The organism is Flavobacterium tructae, assembly GCF_001853485.1.
Classification (GTDB): domain Bacteria; phylum Bacteroidota; class Bacteroidia; order Flavobacteriales; family Flavobacteriaceae; genus Flavobacterium; species Flavobacterium tructae.
Genome location: NZ_MIKE01000001.1, coordinates 86,050 through 102,510, shown reverse-complemented (window position 1 = coordinate 102,510; position 16,461 = coordinate 86,050). Strand labels below are relative to the sequence as shown.

The 16,461-nt window shown below is 36.6% G+C and carries 15 protein-coding genes; 11 read left to right on the top strand and 4 right to left on the bottom strand.

Going from position 1 to position 16,461, the window contains the following annotated elements:
• Positions 1-36: 36 nt before the first annotated feature.
• Both BHE19_RS00415 and BHE19_RS00410 read right to left on the bottom strand, forming a co-directional pair.
• Positions 37-2,013, bottom strand: a complete 1,977-nt coding sequence (locus BHE19_RS00415; protein ID WP_070905521.1) for a urocanate hydratase — start codon at positions 2,011-2,013, stop codon at positions 37-39.
• A gap of 413 nt (positions 2,014-2,426) precedes the next feature.
• Entirely contained in the window at positions 2,427-2,606 is a 180-nt protein-coding gene (locus BHE19_RS00410; RefSeq protein ID WP_066032608.1) for a DUF5522 domain-containing protein, read from the bottom strand.
• 113 nt (positions 2,607-2,719) lie between these two features.
• Between BHE19_RS00410 and BHE19_RS00405 the strand changes: the two genes are divergently transcribed.
• The 5 genes from BHE19_RS00405 to BHE19_RS00385 all read left to right on the top strand — a co-directional run bounded on the left by BHE19_RS00405 (position 2,720) and on the right by BHE19_RS00385 (position 8,969).
• Positions 2,720-3,061 carry a hypothetical protein gene (locus BHE19_RS00405; RefSeq protein ID WP_070905520.1) on the top strand — a complete coding sequence of 114 codons (342 nt, stop codon included), beginning with the start codon at positions 2,720-2,722 and terminating at the stop codon, positions 3,059-3,061.
• Between the two features lie 3 nt (positions 3,062-3,064).
• Positions 3,065-3,961: a 1-aminocyclopropane-1-carboxylate deaminase/D-cysteine desulfhydrase gene (locus BHE19_RS00400; RefSeq protein ID WP_070905519.1), complete on the top strand. Its 897-nt coding sequence runs from the start codon at positions 3,065-3,067 to the stop codon at positions 3,959-3,961.
• Positions 3,954-4,850: a glucosaminidase domain-containing protein gene (locus BHE19_RS00395; RefSeq protein ID WP_070905518.1), complete on the top strand. Its 897-nt coding sequence runs from the start codon at positions 3,954-3,956 to the stop codon at positions 4,848-4,850. Before BHE19_RS00400 ends, BHE19_RS00395 begins: the two co-directional genes overlap by 8 nt.
• Positions 4,851-4,938: 88 nt before the next feature.
• The gene (gene hemL, locus BHE19_RS00390; protein WP_070905517.1) at positions 4,939-6,225 is read left to right on the top strand and encodes a glutamate-1-semialdehyde 2,1-aminomutase; all 1,287 of its coding nucleotides are present in this window, start codon (positions 4,939-4,941) and stop codon (positions 6,223-6,225) included.
• Between the two features lie 269 nt (positions 6,226-6,494).
• Positions 6,495-8,969: a zinc-dependent metalloprotease gene (locus BHE19_RS00385; RefSeq protein WP_070905516.1), complete on the top strand. Its 2,475-nt coding sequence runs from the start codon at positions 6,495-6,497 to the stop codon at positions 8,967-8,969.
• 49 nt (positions 8,970-9,018) lie between these two features.
• Here the strand turns inward: BHE19_RS00385 and BHE19_RS00380 are convergent, their stop codons facing one another.
• Positions 9,019-9,456, bottom strand: coding sequence for a hypothetical protein (locus tag BHE19_RS00380; RefSeq protein WP_070905515.1), 438 nt, complete (start codon positions 9,454-9,456; stop codon positions 9,019-9,021).
• Positions 9,457-9,697: 241 nt separating this feature from the next.
• On the opposite strand from BHE19_RS00380, the gene BHE19_RS00375 reads away from it, so the two are divergent.
• From BHE19_RS00375 to BHE19_RS00360, 4 genes are all read left to right on the top strand, one after another.
• Positions 9,698-10,621, top strand: a complete 924-nt coding sequence (locus tag BHE19_RS00375; RefSeq protein ID WP_070905514.1) for a DUF4274 domain-containing protein — start codon at positions 9,698-9,700, stop codon at positions 10,619-10,621.
• Between the two features lie 78 nt (positions 10,622-10,699).
• Entirely contained in the window at positions 10,700-11,116 is a 417-nt protein-coding gene (locus BHE19_RS00370) for a hypothetical protein (protein ID WP_083342424.1), read from the top strand.
• Between the two features lie 88 nt (positions 11,117-11,204).
• On the top strand, positions 11,205-12,230 hold the full coding sequence (locus BHE19_RS00365) for a 2-hydroxyacid dehydrogenase (protein WP_070905513.1): 1,026 nt from the start codon (positions 11,205-11,207) through the stop codon (positions 12,228-12,230).
• A gap of 61 nt (positions 12,231-12,291) precedes the next feature.
• A complete protein-coding gene (locus BHE19_RS00360) occupies positions 12,292-12,894 on the top strand; it encodes a hypothetical protein (protein WP_070905512.1) in 603 nt (200 codons plus the stop codon).
• A 110-nt stretch (positions 12,895-13,004) separates the two neighbouring features.
• Here BHE19_RS00360 and lysS read toward each other — a convergent pair whose 3' ends face one another.
• Positions 13,005-14,705: a lysine--tRNA ligase gene (gene lysS, locus BHE19_RS00355; RefSeq protein ID WP_070905511.1), complete on the bottom strand. Its 1,701-nt coding sequence runs from the start codon at positions 14,703-14,705 to the stop codon at positions 13,005-13,007.
• Between the two features lie 270 nt (positions 14,706-14,975).
• Between lysS and BHE19_RS00350 the strand changes: the two genes are divergently transcribed.
• Together BHE19_RS00350 and lipB are read left to right on the top strand one after the other, a co-directional pair.
• Positions 14,976-15,731 carry a hypothetical protein gene (locus BHE19_RS00350; RefSeq protein WP_070905510.1) on the top strand — a complete coding sequence of 252 codons (756 nt, stop codon included), beginning with the start codon at positions 14,976-14,978 and terminating at the stop codon, positions 15,729-15,731.
• Positions 15,732-15,736: 5 nt separating this feature from the next.
• Positions 15,737-16,435: a lipoyl(octanoyl) transferase LipB gene (gene lipB, locus BHE19_RS00345; protein WP_017496704.1), complete on the top strand. Its 699-nt coding sequence runs from the start codon at positions 15,737-15,739 to the stop codon at positions 16,433-16,435.
• Positions 16,436-16,461: the final 26 nt, after the last annotated feature.

Here is a 16,461-nt window from a genome sequence, read left to right as displayed (position 1 = left end):
TCTTTTTTTCAACTCCGCTCAGCTTGACATTACTATCTAAAATAGATTTTCATCTACTATATTAGGTAAGGTCACTTTTAATAAAGGCTGAACTTCCATTGCTCTTTTTATTGCAAAAATAGCCTCGTCATTTCTGGCCCAGCTTCTTCTTGAAATACCGTTGTTAACATCCCAAAAAAGCATTGAGGCTAAACGTTTTGAAGCCTCTTTAGATCCATCAAGAACCATACCAAAGCCACCATTTATAACCTCTCCCCAGCCAACTCCGCCGCCATTATGTATAGAAACCCAGGTTGCTCCTCTAAAGCTGTCTCCAATCACGTTTTGGATGGCCATATCGGCTGTAAAGCGTGATCCGTCGTAGATGTTAGAGGTTTCTCTGTACGGAGAATCTGTTCCCGAAACGTCATGATGATCGCGTCCTAAAACAACGGCTCCAATTTCACCTTTGGCAATCGCCTGATTGAAAGCCTCAGCAATTTTAATTCGGCCTTCGGCATCGGCATATAAAATTCTCGCTTGCGAACCTACAACCAGTTTGTTCTCCTGTGCACCTTTGATCCATTTGATATTGTCCTGCATTTGCTGCTGGATTTCATTTGGAGCTGTTTGAGCCATTTCTTCTAAAACCTGACTGGCAATAGCATCTGTTTTCTGTAAATCTTCCGGTTTTCCCGAAGTACACACCCATCTAAACGGACCAAAACCGTAATCAAAACACATAGGTCCCATGATGTCCTGAACATAACTTGGGTATTTAAAATCAATATTATTTTCGGCCATTACATCGGCACCTGCGCGTGAAGCTTCTAATAAAAAGGCATTTCCGTAATCAAAAAAGTAAGTCCCTTTTGCAGTGTGTTGGTTAATCGCTTTCGCCTGACGACGTAATGATTCCTGCACTTTTTCTTTGAACAATTCAGGATTATTAGCCATCATTTCGTTAGCTTCTTCAAAAGAAATTCCAACTGGATAATAACCTCCTGCCCAAGGATTGTGAAGAGAAGTCTGGTCTGAACCCAAATCAATTTTGATGTTTTCTTTGTCGAAGCATTCCCAAACGTCTACTACATTTCCTAAGTAAGCGATAGATACCACTTCTTTATTGGCTTTTGCTCTAAGGACTCTTTTTACCAGTTCTTCTGTCGAAGTTACGATTTCATTTATCCAGCCCTGCTCATGACGAATCTTGGTGATTTTTGGATTTACTTCTGCACAAACCGTGATACAGCCAGCAATATTTCCGGCTTTTGGCTGTGCACCCGACATTCCGCCAAGTCCTGAAGTTACAAAAAGATTTCCTTCCGGATTTTGTTTGATTTTTCTAAAACCGTTCAAAACCGTAATCGTTGTTCCGTGTACAATTCCTTGTGGTCCTATGTACATATAACTTCCTGCAGTCATTTGTCCGTATTGCGAAACACCTAAGGCATTCATTTTCTCCCAATCATCCGGTTTCGAATAATTTGGGATCACCATTCCGTTCGTTACGACAACTCTTGGAGCTTCTGCATGCGACGGGAATAATCCCATCGGATGGCCTGAGTACATGGTCAAAGTTTGCTCGTCTGTCATTTCAGACAGGTATTGCATCGTTAGTAAATATTGTGCCCAGTTTTGAAAAACAGCTCCATTTCCACCATAAGTAATCAGTTCATGTGGATGTTGTGCTACAGCATAATCCAAATTGTTCTGAATCATGTGCATGATGGCTTTTGCCTGCAATGATTTTCCCGGATATTCGTCAATTGGTCGGGCATACATTCTGTACTCCGGACGAAAACGATACATGTAAATGCGTCCGTAAGTTTCTAATTCTTCTGAAAACTCCTGAATTAATTCGGCATGGTGCCTGGTATCAAAATAACGTAATGCATTTTTTAAAGCCAGTTTTTTTTCTTCTGCTGATAGGATTTCTTTTCGCTTTGGCGCATGGTTAATCGCTAAATCGTATGTTGCCTTTGGAGGTAATATGGTAGGTATTCCTTGTTGTATTTGTTCTTTGAAAGTCATTTTTTTAAGGTGCTAAGTTGCTAAGATTCTAAGCTGCTAAGGTTTTGATTTAAGCAAGCTATAATCTGCGATTTATTAAATAGGCTATAAGCTCCATCGGAGCGACATGACAATTAAAGAAATAAAATAATTATCTCATTTTCAAATTGTCACATTTTCTAATTAAAAAATAACTAAGGATAACGGATATCCGACCTGTGATAGGATTTGTGGATGGTAATCCTAAATTTTCGAAACAGAATATCCATAAATAGATTTTTAGATTTTAGATCGTTAGACTTCTTCGATTTTTGTATAAATACTGAAGTCGTGATTATGTAATTTTACAATTGTTACTTTGAAAGATTGTTTGAAGTTAGCTTACTCAGATGAAAAAAAATCTAATAATCTAAGAAGTCTAACATTCTAACAAGCTACTTTTTTCTTATTTCCCCTGTTCGTTTGTCAAATCCATACGGACAATGACGACAGCCGCTTTTACAGCAATAACCACGTTTTAAATGGTGTTTTTCAGTAAAGCATTTATAACCTTCGGGGGTATAGTAAAAATCTTCCCCTTCGATTAATTTATTTTCATTACTTTGCTCCTTCATAAATCTGCATTGCGTTCGTGTTCCTCATTTTTTAAAATCAAAAATAATTAATAGATTGTGACTTTAATGAAATTGAACAATTTTCATCTACAAATTTATAAATTTTACAGCTAATGTTTCTGATTGTTGCTAAATATTTAATTCCAAAAGGGTATCGGGGAATGGCTGTGTTTCCGTTTGTGATTTTAAAATATGATGCAGATAAGGCAAATGCTGTTTTTGTCAATCATGAAAAAATTCATCTTCGGCAGCAATTGGAATTATTGATTCTTCCGTTTTATATTTTGTATGTTTTTGAATATGCAATTCGGCTGATACAATACAAAGATAAAGAGCTGGCCTATCGGAATATAAGCTTTGAGAGAGAAGCTTACGCCAATGAAACTCATCTTAATTATTTGAAAAGCCGATCTTTTTTTGGCTTTTTGAATTACTTAACCTTAAAACACCATTAGATTTTGAATCAGGAAATCCAAATCGCTTTTCCAAAGGGTATTACGCTGACTATAAAACGGGAAGATTTAATTCATCCGTTTGTTTCAGGAAATAAATTCAGGAAATTGAAATACAATTTGCTTCAGGCAAAAGCAGAACATCAAGAGACTCTGTTGACTTTTGGCGGAGCTTTTTCCAATCATATTGCAGCAGTTGCTTATGCCGGGAAAGAACAGGGTTTTAGAACAATTGGAGTGATTAGAGGGGAGGAACTTTTTGATAAAATAGAAGAAAATCCGACATTAAAATTTGCTCAGGAAAACGGAATGCAGTTTGAGTTTGTGACGCGAGAGGAGTACCGGGATAAAAATGAAGATTCCTTTATAGAAAAACTTAAAGATAAATTTGGTGATTTCTATTTAGTACCCGAAGGCGGGACAAATGAACTGGCTGTAAAAGGATGTGAAGAGATTTTAACCGAAGAAGATGCCTTTTTTGATTTTGTTTGTTGTGCGGTAGGAACGGGCGGAACGATATCGGGATTGATTAATAGTGCGTTGCCAAATCAGAAAATTTTAGGATTTCCGGCGTTAAAAGGTGACTTTTTAACCGATGAAATTCGTATTTTTGCAAAGAAAGATAACTGGGATTTAATTTCTGACTATCATTTTGGAGGTTATGGGAAGGTAAATTTGGAATTAATTGAATTTATCAATACTTTTTTTGAAGAAACTAAAGTGCCTTTAGATCCAATTTATACGGGAAAGATGGTTTTTGGCGTTATAGACTTAATACATAAAAATTACTTTCCTGAACATTCAAGAATTTTACTCATTCACACCGGCGGATTGCAGGGAATTGAAGGGATGAATATTAAATTGAAGCGGAAAAAATTACCAATACTTAAAAGCAATGGTTAAAAAAATATTAGCACTTTTAATTCTGGCAACTATAGTGGGCTGCTCCTCAAGTAAACCTACTATCGCGACGACCAAAAAAGCGGCGGCGGTCCAGAGGCCCAGAGTAGCAACAACTAAAAAGCCAACTTACACCAAACCAATTGGCAAAAAATACCCTTCTACAAATAATACAACTGAGGTTATTCAGTCTACTTCAAAAACAGTTGTAACCAGCGATTTAATCAATAATTATATTTTACAGTACAAAGATATTGCAATAGGCAATATGCAGAAATATGGCATTCCTGCAAGTATCATTCTGGCTCAGGGAATTTTAGAATCCGGTGCAGGAAAAGGAGATTTAGCCCTGGAGGCCAATAATCATTTTGGAATTAAGTGCCATAAAGACTGGCTGGGAGAAAGTGTTCGTCATGATGATGATTCTGCTCAGGAATGTTTCCGAAAATATACAGAAGCTGCAGAATCTTATAGAGATCATGCTTTATTTTTGGTTGGCAAAAATAGATATGCGACTTTATTTACTTACGAAAAAGACGACTATAAAGCATGGGCAAAAGGATTAAGGGCTGCAGGTTATGCTACAGATCCTAACTATCCGGACAAATTAATTAGCTATATCGAACGATACAATTTGCATCAATACGATTGTCAGGTTACCGGAAAAAGCTATAAACCTTTTGAAAAATCAACTCCGGTAAGAAGTTCTTCCGTTTCTTCTACCGCTCCTTTATCTTCTAATTCGAACGATCCAAATCTATATGAAGTGCAGAAAGGAGATACCTTGTATTCGATTTCAAAAAAATTCAATGTATTGGTTGATGATTTAAAACAAAAAAATAATCTTTCGGATAACGCGATTTCGATCGGACAGAAGTTGAGAGTGAAATAGTGTTCCGTCTCAGTAACAGTTTTCAGTTTTGGTTCGAATTCGTTAAAATCTAAAATCTAAATTCAGAAATCTAAAATCTAAAATCATAATGATTTATAAAAGAAGTAGTCAGCTTTTTGCTGAAGCAGAAAAAGTAATTCCGGGAGGAGTAAATTCACCGGTAAGAGCATTTAAAGCGGTTGGTGGAACTCCAATTTTTGTAAAGAGTGCCAAGGGTGCTTATTTGTATGACGAAGACGGAAATAAATTAATCGATTATATCAATTCATGGGGCCCAATGGTCTTAGGGCATGCTTTTCAGCCAGTTGTGGATGCGGTAATCGAAAAAGCAAAACTGGGAACTTCATTTGGTATGCCAACGGAATTAGAAACGGAGATTGCTGCTTTAGCGGTTTCTATGGTTCCGAATATTGATAAAATAAGATTTGTAAATTCAGGTACAGAGGCTTGTATGAGTGCTATTCGTTTGGCTCGCGGATTTACAAAAAGAGATAAAATCATAAAATTTGCAGGCTGTTACCACGGACATTCTGATTCATTTTTGATTCAGGCGGGAAGTGGTGCCGTGACATTCGGATCACCAAACAGCCCCGGAGTTACGGAAGGAACTGCAAAAGATACTTTATTGGCAAAATACAATGATTTAGAGAATGTAAAAACTTTAATCGAAGCTAATAAAGGCGAAATCGCTGCTATTATTATCGAAGCTGTTGCCGGAAATATGGGATGTATCCCACCACAAAAAGGTTTTCTGGAAGGCTTAAGAGAATTGTGTACGGCAAACGGAATTTTACTGATTTTTGATGAGGTAATGACAGGCTTCCGTCTGGCTCGCGGAGGAGTTCAGGAATTGTACAGCATCAATGCCGATATTGTAACTTTCGGAAAAGTAATTGGTGGAGGCTTACCCGTAGGTGCTTTTGCAGCCCGTGAAGAAATCATGAATTATTTGGCACCGCTTGGTCCGGTATATCAGGCAGGAACATTATCAGGTAATCCTCTGGCAATGGCTGCAGGTTTGGCAATGTTACAGGCACTAAATAATGATCCGGCAATCTTTACTCGTTTAGAAGAAAAAACAGCTTATTTAGAAGCTGGAATCGACAGGGTTTTAAAAGCCAATAATGTTGTTTTTACAATCAATAGAGTAGGATCGATGATTTCTGTTCACTTTGATGCAAATCCGGTTGTTGATTTTCAAACTGCTGCGAAAGGTGATAATGAAACGTTTAAGAAATTCTTCCACGGCTTGTTACAGGAAGGTGTTTATATTGCCCCATCGGCTTATGAAACCTGGTTTATTACCGATGCGTTAACTTATGAAGACCTGGATTTTACAATCAATGCGATCGATAAAGTTTCGAAGACTTTTTAAATCTTAGAAATTAAAGTATATATTTTTTTTCAATCGAAGGCTCAGTTTTTTTAGTAAAGCTGGGTCTTTTTTTTTACTGTAGTTTTCAGTCGCAGTTTTCGGCCGTATTTCACATTTTACAGAATACATTTACAATATTTGACCTCGTTTTGCAGCTTAAACATTAAAATCACAAAGTAGTTAATGAAAAGTTAATAAAAAGGTTTTCCGTCGTATATTCAGGATAAAAATTATTTTTGTTTATTAAATAACCATTAAACCTGCAGTAAATGAAGAAATTTCTCATTTTAACTACAATAGCGGCATTTGTGCTATTTCCCACCTCTCAATTTGCACAATCAAATAAGAAAAAATCTAAAAAAGACGAATCGGCAGCTGCCCCGCCGGAGAAAAAACCGGAATCAGCAATTAAAGACTACAGCAAGGTAATCACCAAAGACGCTATTTCTGATGACGGACTTTTTAAAGTGCATAAAGTCGATAAAAAATACTATTTCGAGATTCCGAATAAATACCTGAACAAAGACATGCTTTTAGTGAGCAGGTTATCCAAATTGCCTTCTAATTTGGGTGGCGGTTATGTAAATGCAGGATCAGAAACTAATGAGCAACTAATTGTTTGGCAGCGTTTTCAGGATAAAATTCTCATCAAGTCAAAATCATACAATGCAGTAGCCAATGATACCTTGCCAATCAGTATTTCGGTAAAAGCTAATAACTACGAACCTACTTTGTTTGCTTTTGATATTGTAGCTTTTAGTAAAGATTCGGCCAACACTGTTGTGGATGTTACCAAATTTTACAGTACAGATGTTAAGGCTATCAGCGGAATATCGGCAGAAATGCGTGAAGCGTATAAAGTAAAAGGACTTGATGATTCGAGAAGTTTTATTAACACCATCAAGAGTTTTCCGATGAATATCGAGGTCATTCAGGATATGACCTATAATGCTTCAAAGCCATCGATGCTGGAAGATACAGAATCGATTAGTATTCAGATGAACCAGTCGATGATTTTATTGCCTGAAGTGCCAATGAAACCCAGGTTGGCAGATCCAAGAGTTGGTTGGTTTACTGTAAGTCAGTACGATTATGGCAGTAATGAATTAAAGTCTGATCTTAAAACCTATATTCGTCGTTGGAGATTGGAACCAAAAGATCCTGAAGCCTATGCAAGGGGAGAACTAGTTGAGCCGGTAAAACCTATCGTTTACTATTTGGATCCTGCGACTCCTGAAAAACTGCGCAAGTATATCAAACAAGGAATAGAAGAATGGCAGAAGCCTTTTGAAACAGCAGGATTTAAGAATGCAATTATCGCAAAAGATGCTCCGACAAAAGAAGAAGATCCTGATTTTAGTCCGGAAGATGTTCGATATTCTGTTGTTCGTTATGTTGCAAGTACCACACGAAATGCAGTTGGTCCGAGTGTTTCAGATCCAAGAAGCGGTGAAATAATCGAAAGTGATGTGATTTGGTACCACAATCATTTACGTTCGTACAGAAACCGATATTTACTAGAAACCGGAGCAGCAAACCCATCAGCCAGAACTTTACAAACCGGCGACGAAGAAATGGGAGAGATGATGCGTATGGTAATTGCTCACGAAGTGGGTCATGCTTTAGGTTTTCCGCATAATATGGGCGCAAGCTGTGCCTATGACGTAGAAAGTTACCGAAATGGTGATTTTACCCAGCAAAACGGAATTTCTGCCAGTATAATGGACTATGCGAGATACAATTATATCGCGCAGCCGGGAGATAAAAATATTCGTTTTATTCGTAAAATGGGGGCTTACGACCACTATGCTTTAAACTGGGGATACAGAGTAATTCCAAATGCAAAATCTCCTCAGGATGAAATAGCAACTCTGGACAAATGGATTTTGGACAAAGCCGGAAATCCTTTGTATAAATTTGGAAAACAAAGTAGTGCTTTTGACCCTACTTCGCAAACCGAAGATATTGGAAATAACTCAATGAAAGCGAGTACATATGGACTTAAAAACCTGGAATATGTGGCAGCCCATTTAAACGAATGGACGAGTAACGTGACCAATAATTATGAAGATCTGGACGAACTGTTTAAAGAAATGCTGGACGTTTGGAGCCGATATGTAGGTCATGTGGTGACGAATGTTGGCGGAGTTTATGAAAATACTAAAAATCCAAATCAGGCAGGAAGTGTTTATGAAGTAGTACCGAAAGCGAAACAAATTGAAGCAATGAACTGGCTTCAGGCTAATGCTTTTGCATCACCAACATGGATCGTAAATGTGACAACTTTAAAGAATACGGATTTTGCAGGTTATGCAGAGAAATTCAGAAGCTTACAGGTAAGACAGTTGAATAGTTTGCTTAGTATTGGACGTATCGGTAGATTGGTAGATAATGAAGTTCTTGGAGGGGACACTTACAAAGCACTGGATTTATTAAGAGATACACGAAAAGGAATCTGGAAAGAAGCCGCAACACCAGGAAATGTTACGATTTACAGAAGAAACCTGCAACGCGGCTATATTGATCGAATGGGAGCCTTAATGATAGAAGAAATAAAGCCATCTGACAGATCAACGGTGTATTATAATGTGGGACAATCTGATGTCAGAGCCCTGGTTCGTGGAGAATTGAATGCATTAAGAAGTACACTTTTAGCAGCAAAAGCAAGACCGGTAAATGCAGAAACCAAATACCATTACGAGGATTGCATTAAGAGAATTGATTTAATTCTTAATCCGAAATAAAAACTTGCAAAAAAAGAGGCTTTTGGGCCTCTTTTTTTTATGAATGATATTAGTTATTTGCTTTTTTGTATTCTCTCACTTTCTCTTTTGCTTTTTCTTTTTTTTCGTCTTGTAAAGCTGTCCATTTTTTGTATTGGTCGGCATTTAGAATCGATTTCATTTTGGTATCGTTAGCCGTTTTTTCATCCATTATTTGTTTTTTAAAAGCAGCCTTTTCTTCTGTTGTTGGCTTTGTACCATTGTCTTTTCTGTTTTTACGGTCTTCTCTAAACTTTTCAGCGTTAGCGCTTCTGTCAGCCAGAAGCTGTTTTATCTGAGTTTGCTGATTGGCATCTAAATTTAGTTCAGAAGTAAGTTTTTTTAACTGTCTGTCATTGCGTTGTTCCGGAGTTAGTCGCTCTCTTTGTGGTTGAACAGTCTGATCCGCTTCTTGTGCAAAACTCGCTATTCCAACGAATAGGAAAGCTGCAATAATTAATTTTTTCATGAGGTACGTTTTTTAATTGTTTATAGCATTTAGACTTTATCGGATGAAAGAGGTTTAACGAGCTTGTCGTAATTATAGTTTATTTAACAAAACTAGCAGTGAAAAAGGTTTACGGCTTGACCTTTAGTGTTTTAATAATGGTTTTGTCAGTCTATGTTTTTTATCATGTTTTTATAAGAAAAGGTTAATTAAATTTGTTTTCATAATAGAAAGAAGAGACACTTATCATCAGAATCAAAAAATGGAAGAATTATTTAGTAAAAAAAATAAAAACCGGGTTTTAAAAGCGGTAAACGGAGAGATGTCCTATCAGAAGTTAACTGCTGCAGAGTGGCATCAGTTTGTTCAAAACTGGAATTATGATGATGGGATCGAACCTTTTGAGTGGATTATCAAACAAAAAACACTTGATAAGGGAACAGTTCTTTGTTTGTATTGGCTGTTGCAGCCCGATTATTTTAGCAGGTTTAAAAGTGAAGATGAGGCAAGAGAAGATTTGTATTTCGAGCAATATAAATTATTGAAAGAAATCGAAGGAAGGTATACAACAGGTTTTTATCAGGACGAGAATTTTTCGTTTGATCCCAAAGAAAGTTTTGTGGATGAAAATTCCAATCTCGAAGGTATTCCGTCTGAAATGTTGACTAAGACAAAAGGAGTCGCTTTCGAACGACAGGATATTGAATTTGCTTTTTTAAGAAATCCGAACGAAAAAGAGCTGAAAACGATTGCCAGCCGCATAGCAGATGCTATAAAGATTATTCAGCTTTCAAAAACCGATTTTGTTTACGATAATACAGATGTAGCAGTAAACGCCATTGTTGAAAGTGTCGAATATTGGAAAAACAATGAACTAGGGAAGATCAAAATTAAAAATCTGTCTTATTTATGGATGGATTGTATGCATAAAAAGCACAATTGGGAGTGGATTGTCTGGGATTGGGAAACCGGAAATAATCTGGGCGTCACAAATAGTACAAAAGAGTTGACCTGTTTGGCAGATACGATTATCAATCATACCATAGACGGATTTCAACCCGCTTCGATCATTTCTGATTTGTACAAAGAGATGAAGGGAGTGAATAATTTTTATGATTTAAAGAGAGATCCTTACAGTGGAATCGGATTATTGTTTAGTACCGATCATTTGAAGTTTAGAGGATAACAAGCAGGAAGGATTTTTTGGCTAAAAAAGAGAGACGAAGAGATCGTTTGGTTTTTCAAAGGGTAACATTTTACACGTATGGGATTAAGAAAAATTACAGTTGAAGAGAATGTTTATTGGTACAAAAGCGTTACTAAATATGCACTTGATACAGAAGCGGCAACATTTGAAATAACGATATTCCTGGAAGGACATAAACAAACTCCATTGAAAATCAGTTTTGTTACATGGGAAGATTTGTATGCTGGAAACCCTTTAAATACTGGAGTAGTGTTAACCAGAGTATCAGATAAAGAAACCGAAACCGTTAATTTAAACCGGCCAAAATATATCAGAGAATGCATTTTATACGGATTGAAAAAGGGATGGAATGGTGGCAATAAAGTAGCAGTTATAGATGGTTTAGAGATTCTTAAAAGTTTAGGTTATGATGTTTCGGGTCTTTGCCCAAAAGACGGATTGGTTGTTGCACATGGAAAAGAATATTTAAAGTAAGTTGATTTTTCAGGATCAGAAGTTACTTCAGAAGAATTGTTTAATTTAGTAGAACAGGAAGTTAAAAATCTCAAAAATTGTAATCAAGATGAGTTTAAAGGATACAGTAAATACATATAAAATAGCTTTTTTTTCAACACAACCTTACGACAAAACCTTCTTTAATAAATACAATGATTCGTTTGGTTTTGAATTGGATTTCTTTGAAACACAATTGAATCCTCAAACGGCTGCATTGATTGAAAAAGCATTGATTGTTTGTGTTTTTGTGAATGATATTGTCAACGAGGCTGTATTGAAGCAATTGGCAGAAAAAGGAGTGAAAATTATTGCTTTGCGTTGTGCGGGTTTTAATAATGTTGATTTGGATGCTGCTAAAAAGTACAATTTGAAAGTTTGCCGCGTTCCGGCTTATTCGCCTCAGGCTGTTGCAGAGCATGCAATGGCAATGATTTTAACACTGAACAGAAAAACGCATAAAGCTTACAATAGAGTGAGGGAACAAAATTTTTCACTAAACGGTTTACTAGGATTTGATTTGTTTGGGAAGACCATCGGAATCATCGGAACGGGAAACATTGGAAAAGCTTTTGCAAAGATTGCGATAGGATTTGGCTGTAAAGTTCTTGCGTATGATATCGTAACAAGCGCAGAAATGGAAAAAGACGGTGTTCGGTTTGTTTCGTTGGACGAGATTTTCAAATCCAGTGATATTATCTCCTTACATTGTCCTTTAAACGATCAGACGAAACATGTTGTTAACAAGGAGTCTATTGTTTTAATGAAAGACAGTGTGATGATCATCAATACCAGCCGTGGAGCTTTGATTGAAACAGCGGCTGTTATAGAAGGTTTGAAAGAAGGTAAAATAGGCTATTTAGGGATTGATGTTTACGAACAGGAAGAAAAACTATTCTTTAGAGATCTTTCGGCTGATATTATTCAGGACGATGCGATTCAGCGTTTGATGAGTTTTCCAAATGTTTTGGTGACCGCACATCAGGCGTTTTTTACCAATGAAGCCCTAACACAGATCGCTTTGGTTACCTTTAACAATATAGAGTCTTTATTGACAGAGAATGATATTGAAAATAAAACTGCCTTGTTAGTTTAAATGGAATCACAAACCCAACAGGTTTTCAAACGGAATCGTAAAAATTTAAAAAAGAGAAAACATGAAAAGAAAAATTTTAATGGCATTTGTAATTTTAGGAATGATTTCGTGCCAGAATAAAGAAAAAACGGAAAAAGAAAATGTGGTCGAAGCCATTGCAACCGATACTATAACAAAAACAGCAGTCGGAACTGCGGATGTAAGTGATGTTCCTGTAAAAGACGATAAAACGGTAGAGTTAATCAGAAAGCAGCTTCTGGTTTTGCTAAAAAAGGATTTACCGGCTTTGACAAAAGAGGATAGGTTTTTTTATTATGATGCATTTGATTTAAATAATGATCAGAAAGAGGAGTATTTTGTAGGTTTTTCTAATTCCTATTTTTGTGGAAGTGGTGGCTGCTCAGGATACATTTTAAATAATGACGGAAGTCTGATTAATTCTTTTACAGTAACTGATTTTCCAATTTATGTAACCACTTCAGTATCTGAAAAATTTTATAATCTAATAGCTGTAAGTGGAGGGGAATTTCATCTTCTAAAACTGAAAAACGGAAAATATCCGTCAAATCCATCTGTTCAGGAAGTTGTCAAAGAGGAGGCTACAAGAGAAAGTGCAAAGGTTTTGGATATTGATGGGAAGAAGTTGGAGAAGTATTCGTTTTAATCAAATTGTATTAAATAGTAAACCCGACAGATTTTTAAAACCTGTCGGGTTTAAATTATTATAAATCAGTTTTGGAATTTGGATTTTCCAAAATTTGATTTTTTTTTAAATTATCCTACCAACTCTACAAATTTAAACTCACCTTCAACAGCGACTTTAGTCAAACCGTGTTTAGATAAGTTTTTCATGGAAGCGTCCCATTTTTTACCGCTTAAATTAGCAGTAATTTTTAGTTGCTGAAGATCCATTTTGTTTTCATTTCCTTTCAATAAATCAACGATAAATTTCTCTTCGTCTGATAATTCCACAGTCTGTTTTTTCTCCGGACGCATTTGCGGGAATAATAAAACTTCCTGGATTGATGCATTATTGGTTAAATACATAATCAAACGGTCCATTCCAATACCCATTCCTGATGTTGGAGGCATACCATATTCTAAAGCTCTTAAGAAATCCTCGTCGATGATACCGTTTGCTTCATCATCACCTTTTGCAGCCAGACGCATTTGGTCTTCAAAACGCTCGCGCTGATCAATTGGGTCGTTTAATTCTGAGTAAGCATTCGCAATTTCTTTACCACAAACCATTAGTTCAAAACGTTCGGTTAAGTCTGGATTGTCGCGGTGTTCTTTACATAACGGAGACATTTCTTTTGGATAATCCGTGATGAAAGTAGGCTGAATGTAATTTCCTTCGCATTTCGCGCCAAAAATTTCATCGATCAGTTTTCCTTTCCCCATTGTTTTGTCAACTTCGATTCCCATTCCTTTTGCAGCTTCAAACAGTTCTTCTTCTGTTTTTCCTGAGATATCAAAACCGGTAAAATGTTTGATCGAATCCGTCATCGTAACACGGGCGTAAGGCGCTTTAAAGTTGATTTTGTGCTCACCAAAAGTAACTTCGCTTGTTCCGTTTACGGCAATCGCACAATGTTCCAGCAGGCCTTCTGCAAATTCCATCATCCAGTTGTAGTCCTTGTAGGCTACATATATTTCCATTGCGGTAAACTCAGGATTATGTGTTCTGTCCATTCCTTCATTACGGAAGTTTCTGGAAAACTCATAAACACCTTCAAATCCACCAACAATTAATCTTTTTAAATACAATTCGTTTGCAATACGCATGTAAAGCGGAATATCAAGCGAATTATGGTGCGTGATAAAAGGTCTTGCCGAAGCACCACCAGGAATCGATTGTAAAACCGGTGTGTCAACCTCAAGATATCCGGCATCGTTAAAATAACCACGCATAGCGGTAAACAACTTGGTACGTTTGATAAACGTTTCTTTAACATGCTGATTCACCGTTAGATCTACATAACGCATTCTGTAACGCAATTCAGCATCATTAAAAGCATCGTGTACATTTCCGTCCTCATCAACTTTTGGTAAAGGAAGCGGACGTAATGTTTTACTCAAAAAAGTAAACCCGCTCACACGAATACATTTCGCTCCAACCTGAGTCGTGAACAATTCTCCTTCGATACCGATAAAGTCTCCTAAATCGGTTAATTTTTTAAAAACCTGATTGTATAACGTTTTATCGTCACCTTCGCACAAAACATCGCGATTCACGTACAATTGAATACGCCCTTCGCTATCCTGCAATTCAGCAAAACAAGCTTTTCCCTGATCTCTCACACTCATCAAACGTCCCGCAACGATCACCTTCTTACCTTCCTCAAAAGATTCCTTTATCTGCTTTGAAGTATGATTTACAGGAAAAAGATTAGCCGGATAAGGATTGATTCCTAAGTTGCGTAAGTTTTGAAGTTTTTCTCTTCGGATGATTTCTTGTTCTGATAATGCCATTTTGTGCTCTTTTTTAAGTGTGCAAAGATAAAGAAAAGAATGTAGATTTCAGAATGCTGATTTTAGATTTTTTGAAGCAGTAATTTTCAGGTTTTCAAGGTAGTTTTGTCCCGCTATCCACTTGTATCTTTTCTAAGGTTCTAAGATTATGAGGTTCTGAAGTTCTGAGAATCTAAGGATCCAACAAAACGATTAAACAGTTAAGCGATTAAACAAATCACCATTTAAACAATCCACGAAACTTCGTATCTTTGAGAAAAATTAACCACGATGAAATTATATAAGTTACTCAGTTTTTCTTTTTTATTCGCCACTCTGGCAAGCTGTACTTTTACCGAAAATATTTATGTAAGTGATAACGGGACCGGAAAATTTTCTTTAGATATGGACGGTTCTTCTTTAATGGCAATGGCAGGAGATCAGATTGGGGATCAATTGGGAGCGAATAACAAAAAAAATATGGATTCTACTTTTACCTTCAAACAGCTGTTGGCGGATAAAGGGGAAAGTATTTCAAAATTATCTCCGGAAGTTCAAAGTGAAATAAAAAAATTGGAAGACCTTGTGGTTAATATTAAAGTGAATGAGGAGAAGAAAGAATTTCTGATGACATTTTCGGAAGACTTTAAAAAAGTAAATGACTTACATGACATATTACAATCGGTGAATACACTTCAAAAACTGGTTGGAGGAGCAGATGCTTCAACACCCTTTGTAGGAGGTTTGGGAGACAACAACAGTAAAGTAAGTTTTAATTACGACGGAAAGAAATTTACCCGTAAAGCGACAATCGACAAACAAAAACAAGCCGAGAAAGTGAAAGATACGACAGCCGAAATGTCAAAAATGGTTTTTGCATCTTCTACTTATGTTTTAAAATACCATTTCCCAAAACGCATTAAAAAAGTATCAAATCCGACTGCTTTGTTTAGTGAAGACCGAAAAACAATTACAATTCAATACCCTTTCACGGATTATATGGAGAATCCTGACAAACTTAACTTTGATGTTGAGTTTGAAAAATAATTAAGATGAATAAAAAAATCCAACTTCAGGATTTAGGAAGCAGAGACTATAAATCGACCTGGGAATATCAGGAAGAACTGTTCAAAGATATAGTCGACCTAAAAATCAGAAACAGAAGAGAAGAGCTCGATCTGGAAACTCCCAATTATTTGTTGTTTGTAGAGCATCCGCACGTCTACACATTAGGCAAAAGCGGGGATTTTGAAAATTTACTCTTGAACGAAAAACAGCTTGAGGCCAAAGGAGCTACCTTCTATAAAATCAATCGTGGTGGTGATATTACATATCACGGACCGGGACAAATTGTAGGGTACCCAATTTTGGATTTGGAGAATTTCTTTACCGATATTCATAAGTACTTACGTTTTCTGGAAGAATCTATTATCCTCACTTTAGAAGAATATGGTCTAAAGTCCGGACGAAGTGACGGCGAAACAGGAGTCTGGCTAGATGTTGGAACTCCGTTTGCCAGAAAAATTTGTGCGCTTGGTGTTCGTGCGTCACGCTGGGTAACCATGCATGGATTTGCTTTAAATGTAAATGTCGATTTGGGCTACTTTGATAACATTATCCCATGCGGAATCCGTGGTAAAGGAGTTACTTCCTTACAGGTAGAGCTTGGTGTCGAAAAAGTTGATGAAGAAGAAGTAAAAGCGAAAATCATCAAACATTTAACCCATTTGTTTGAAGCGGAGTTTGTTTAAAAAAAGAGCTTTTGAAATATAAAATA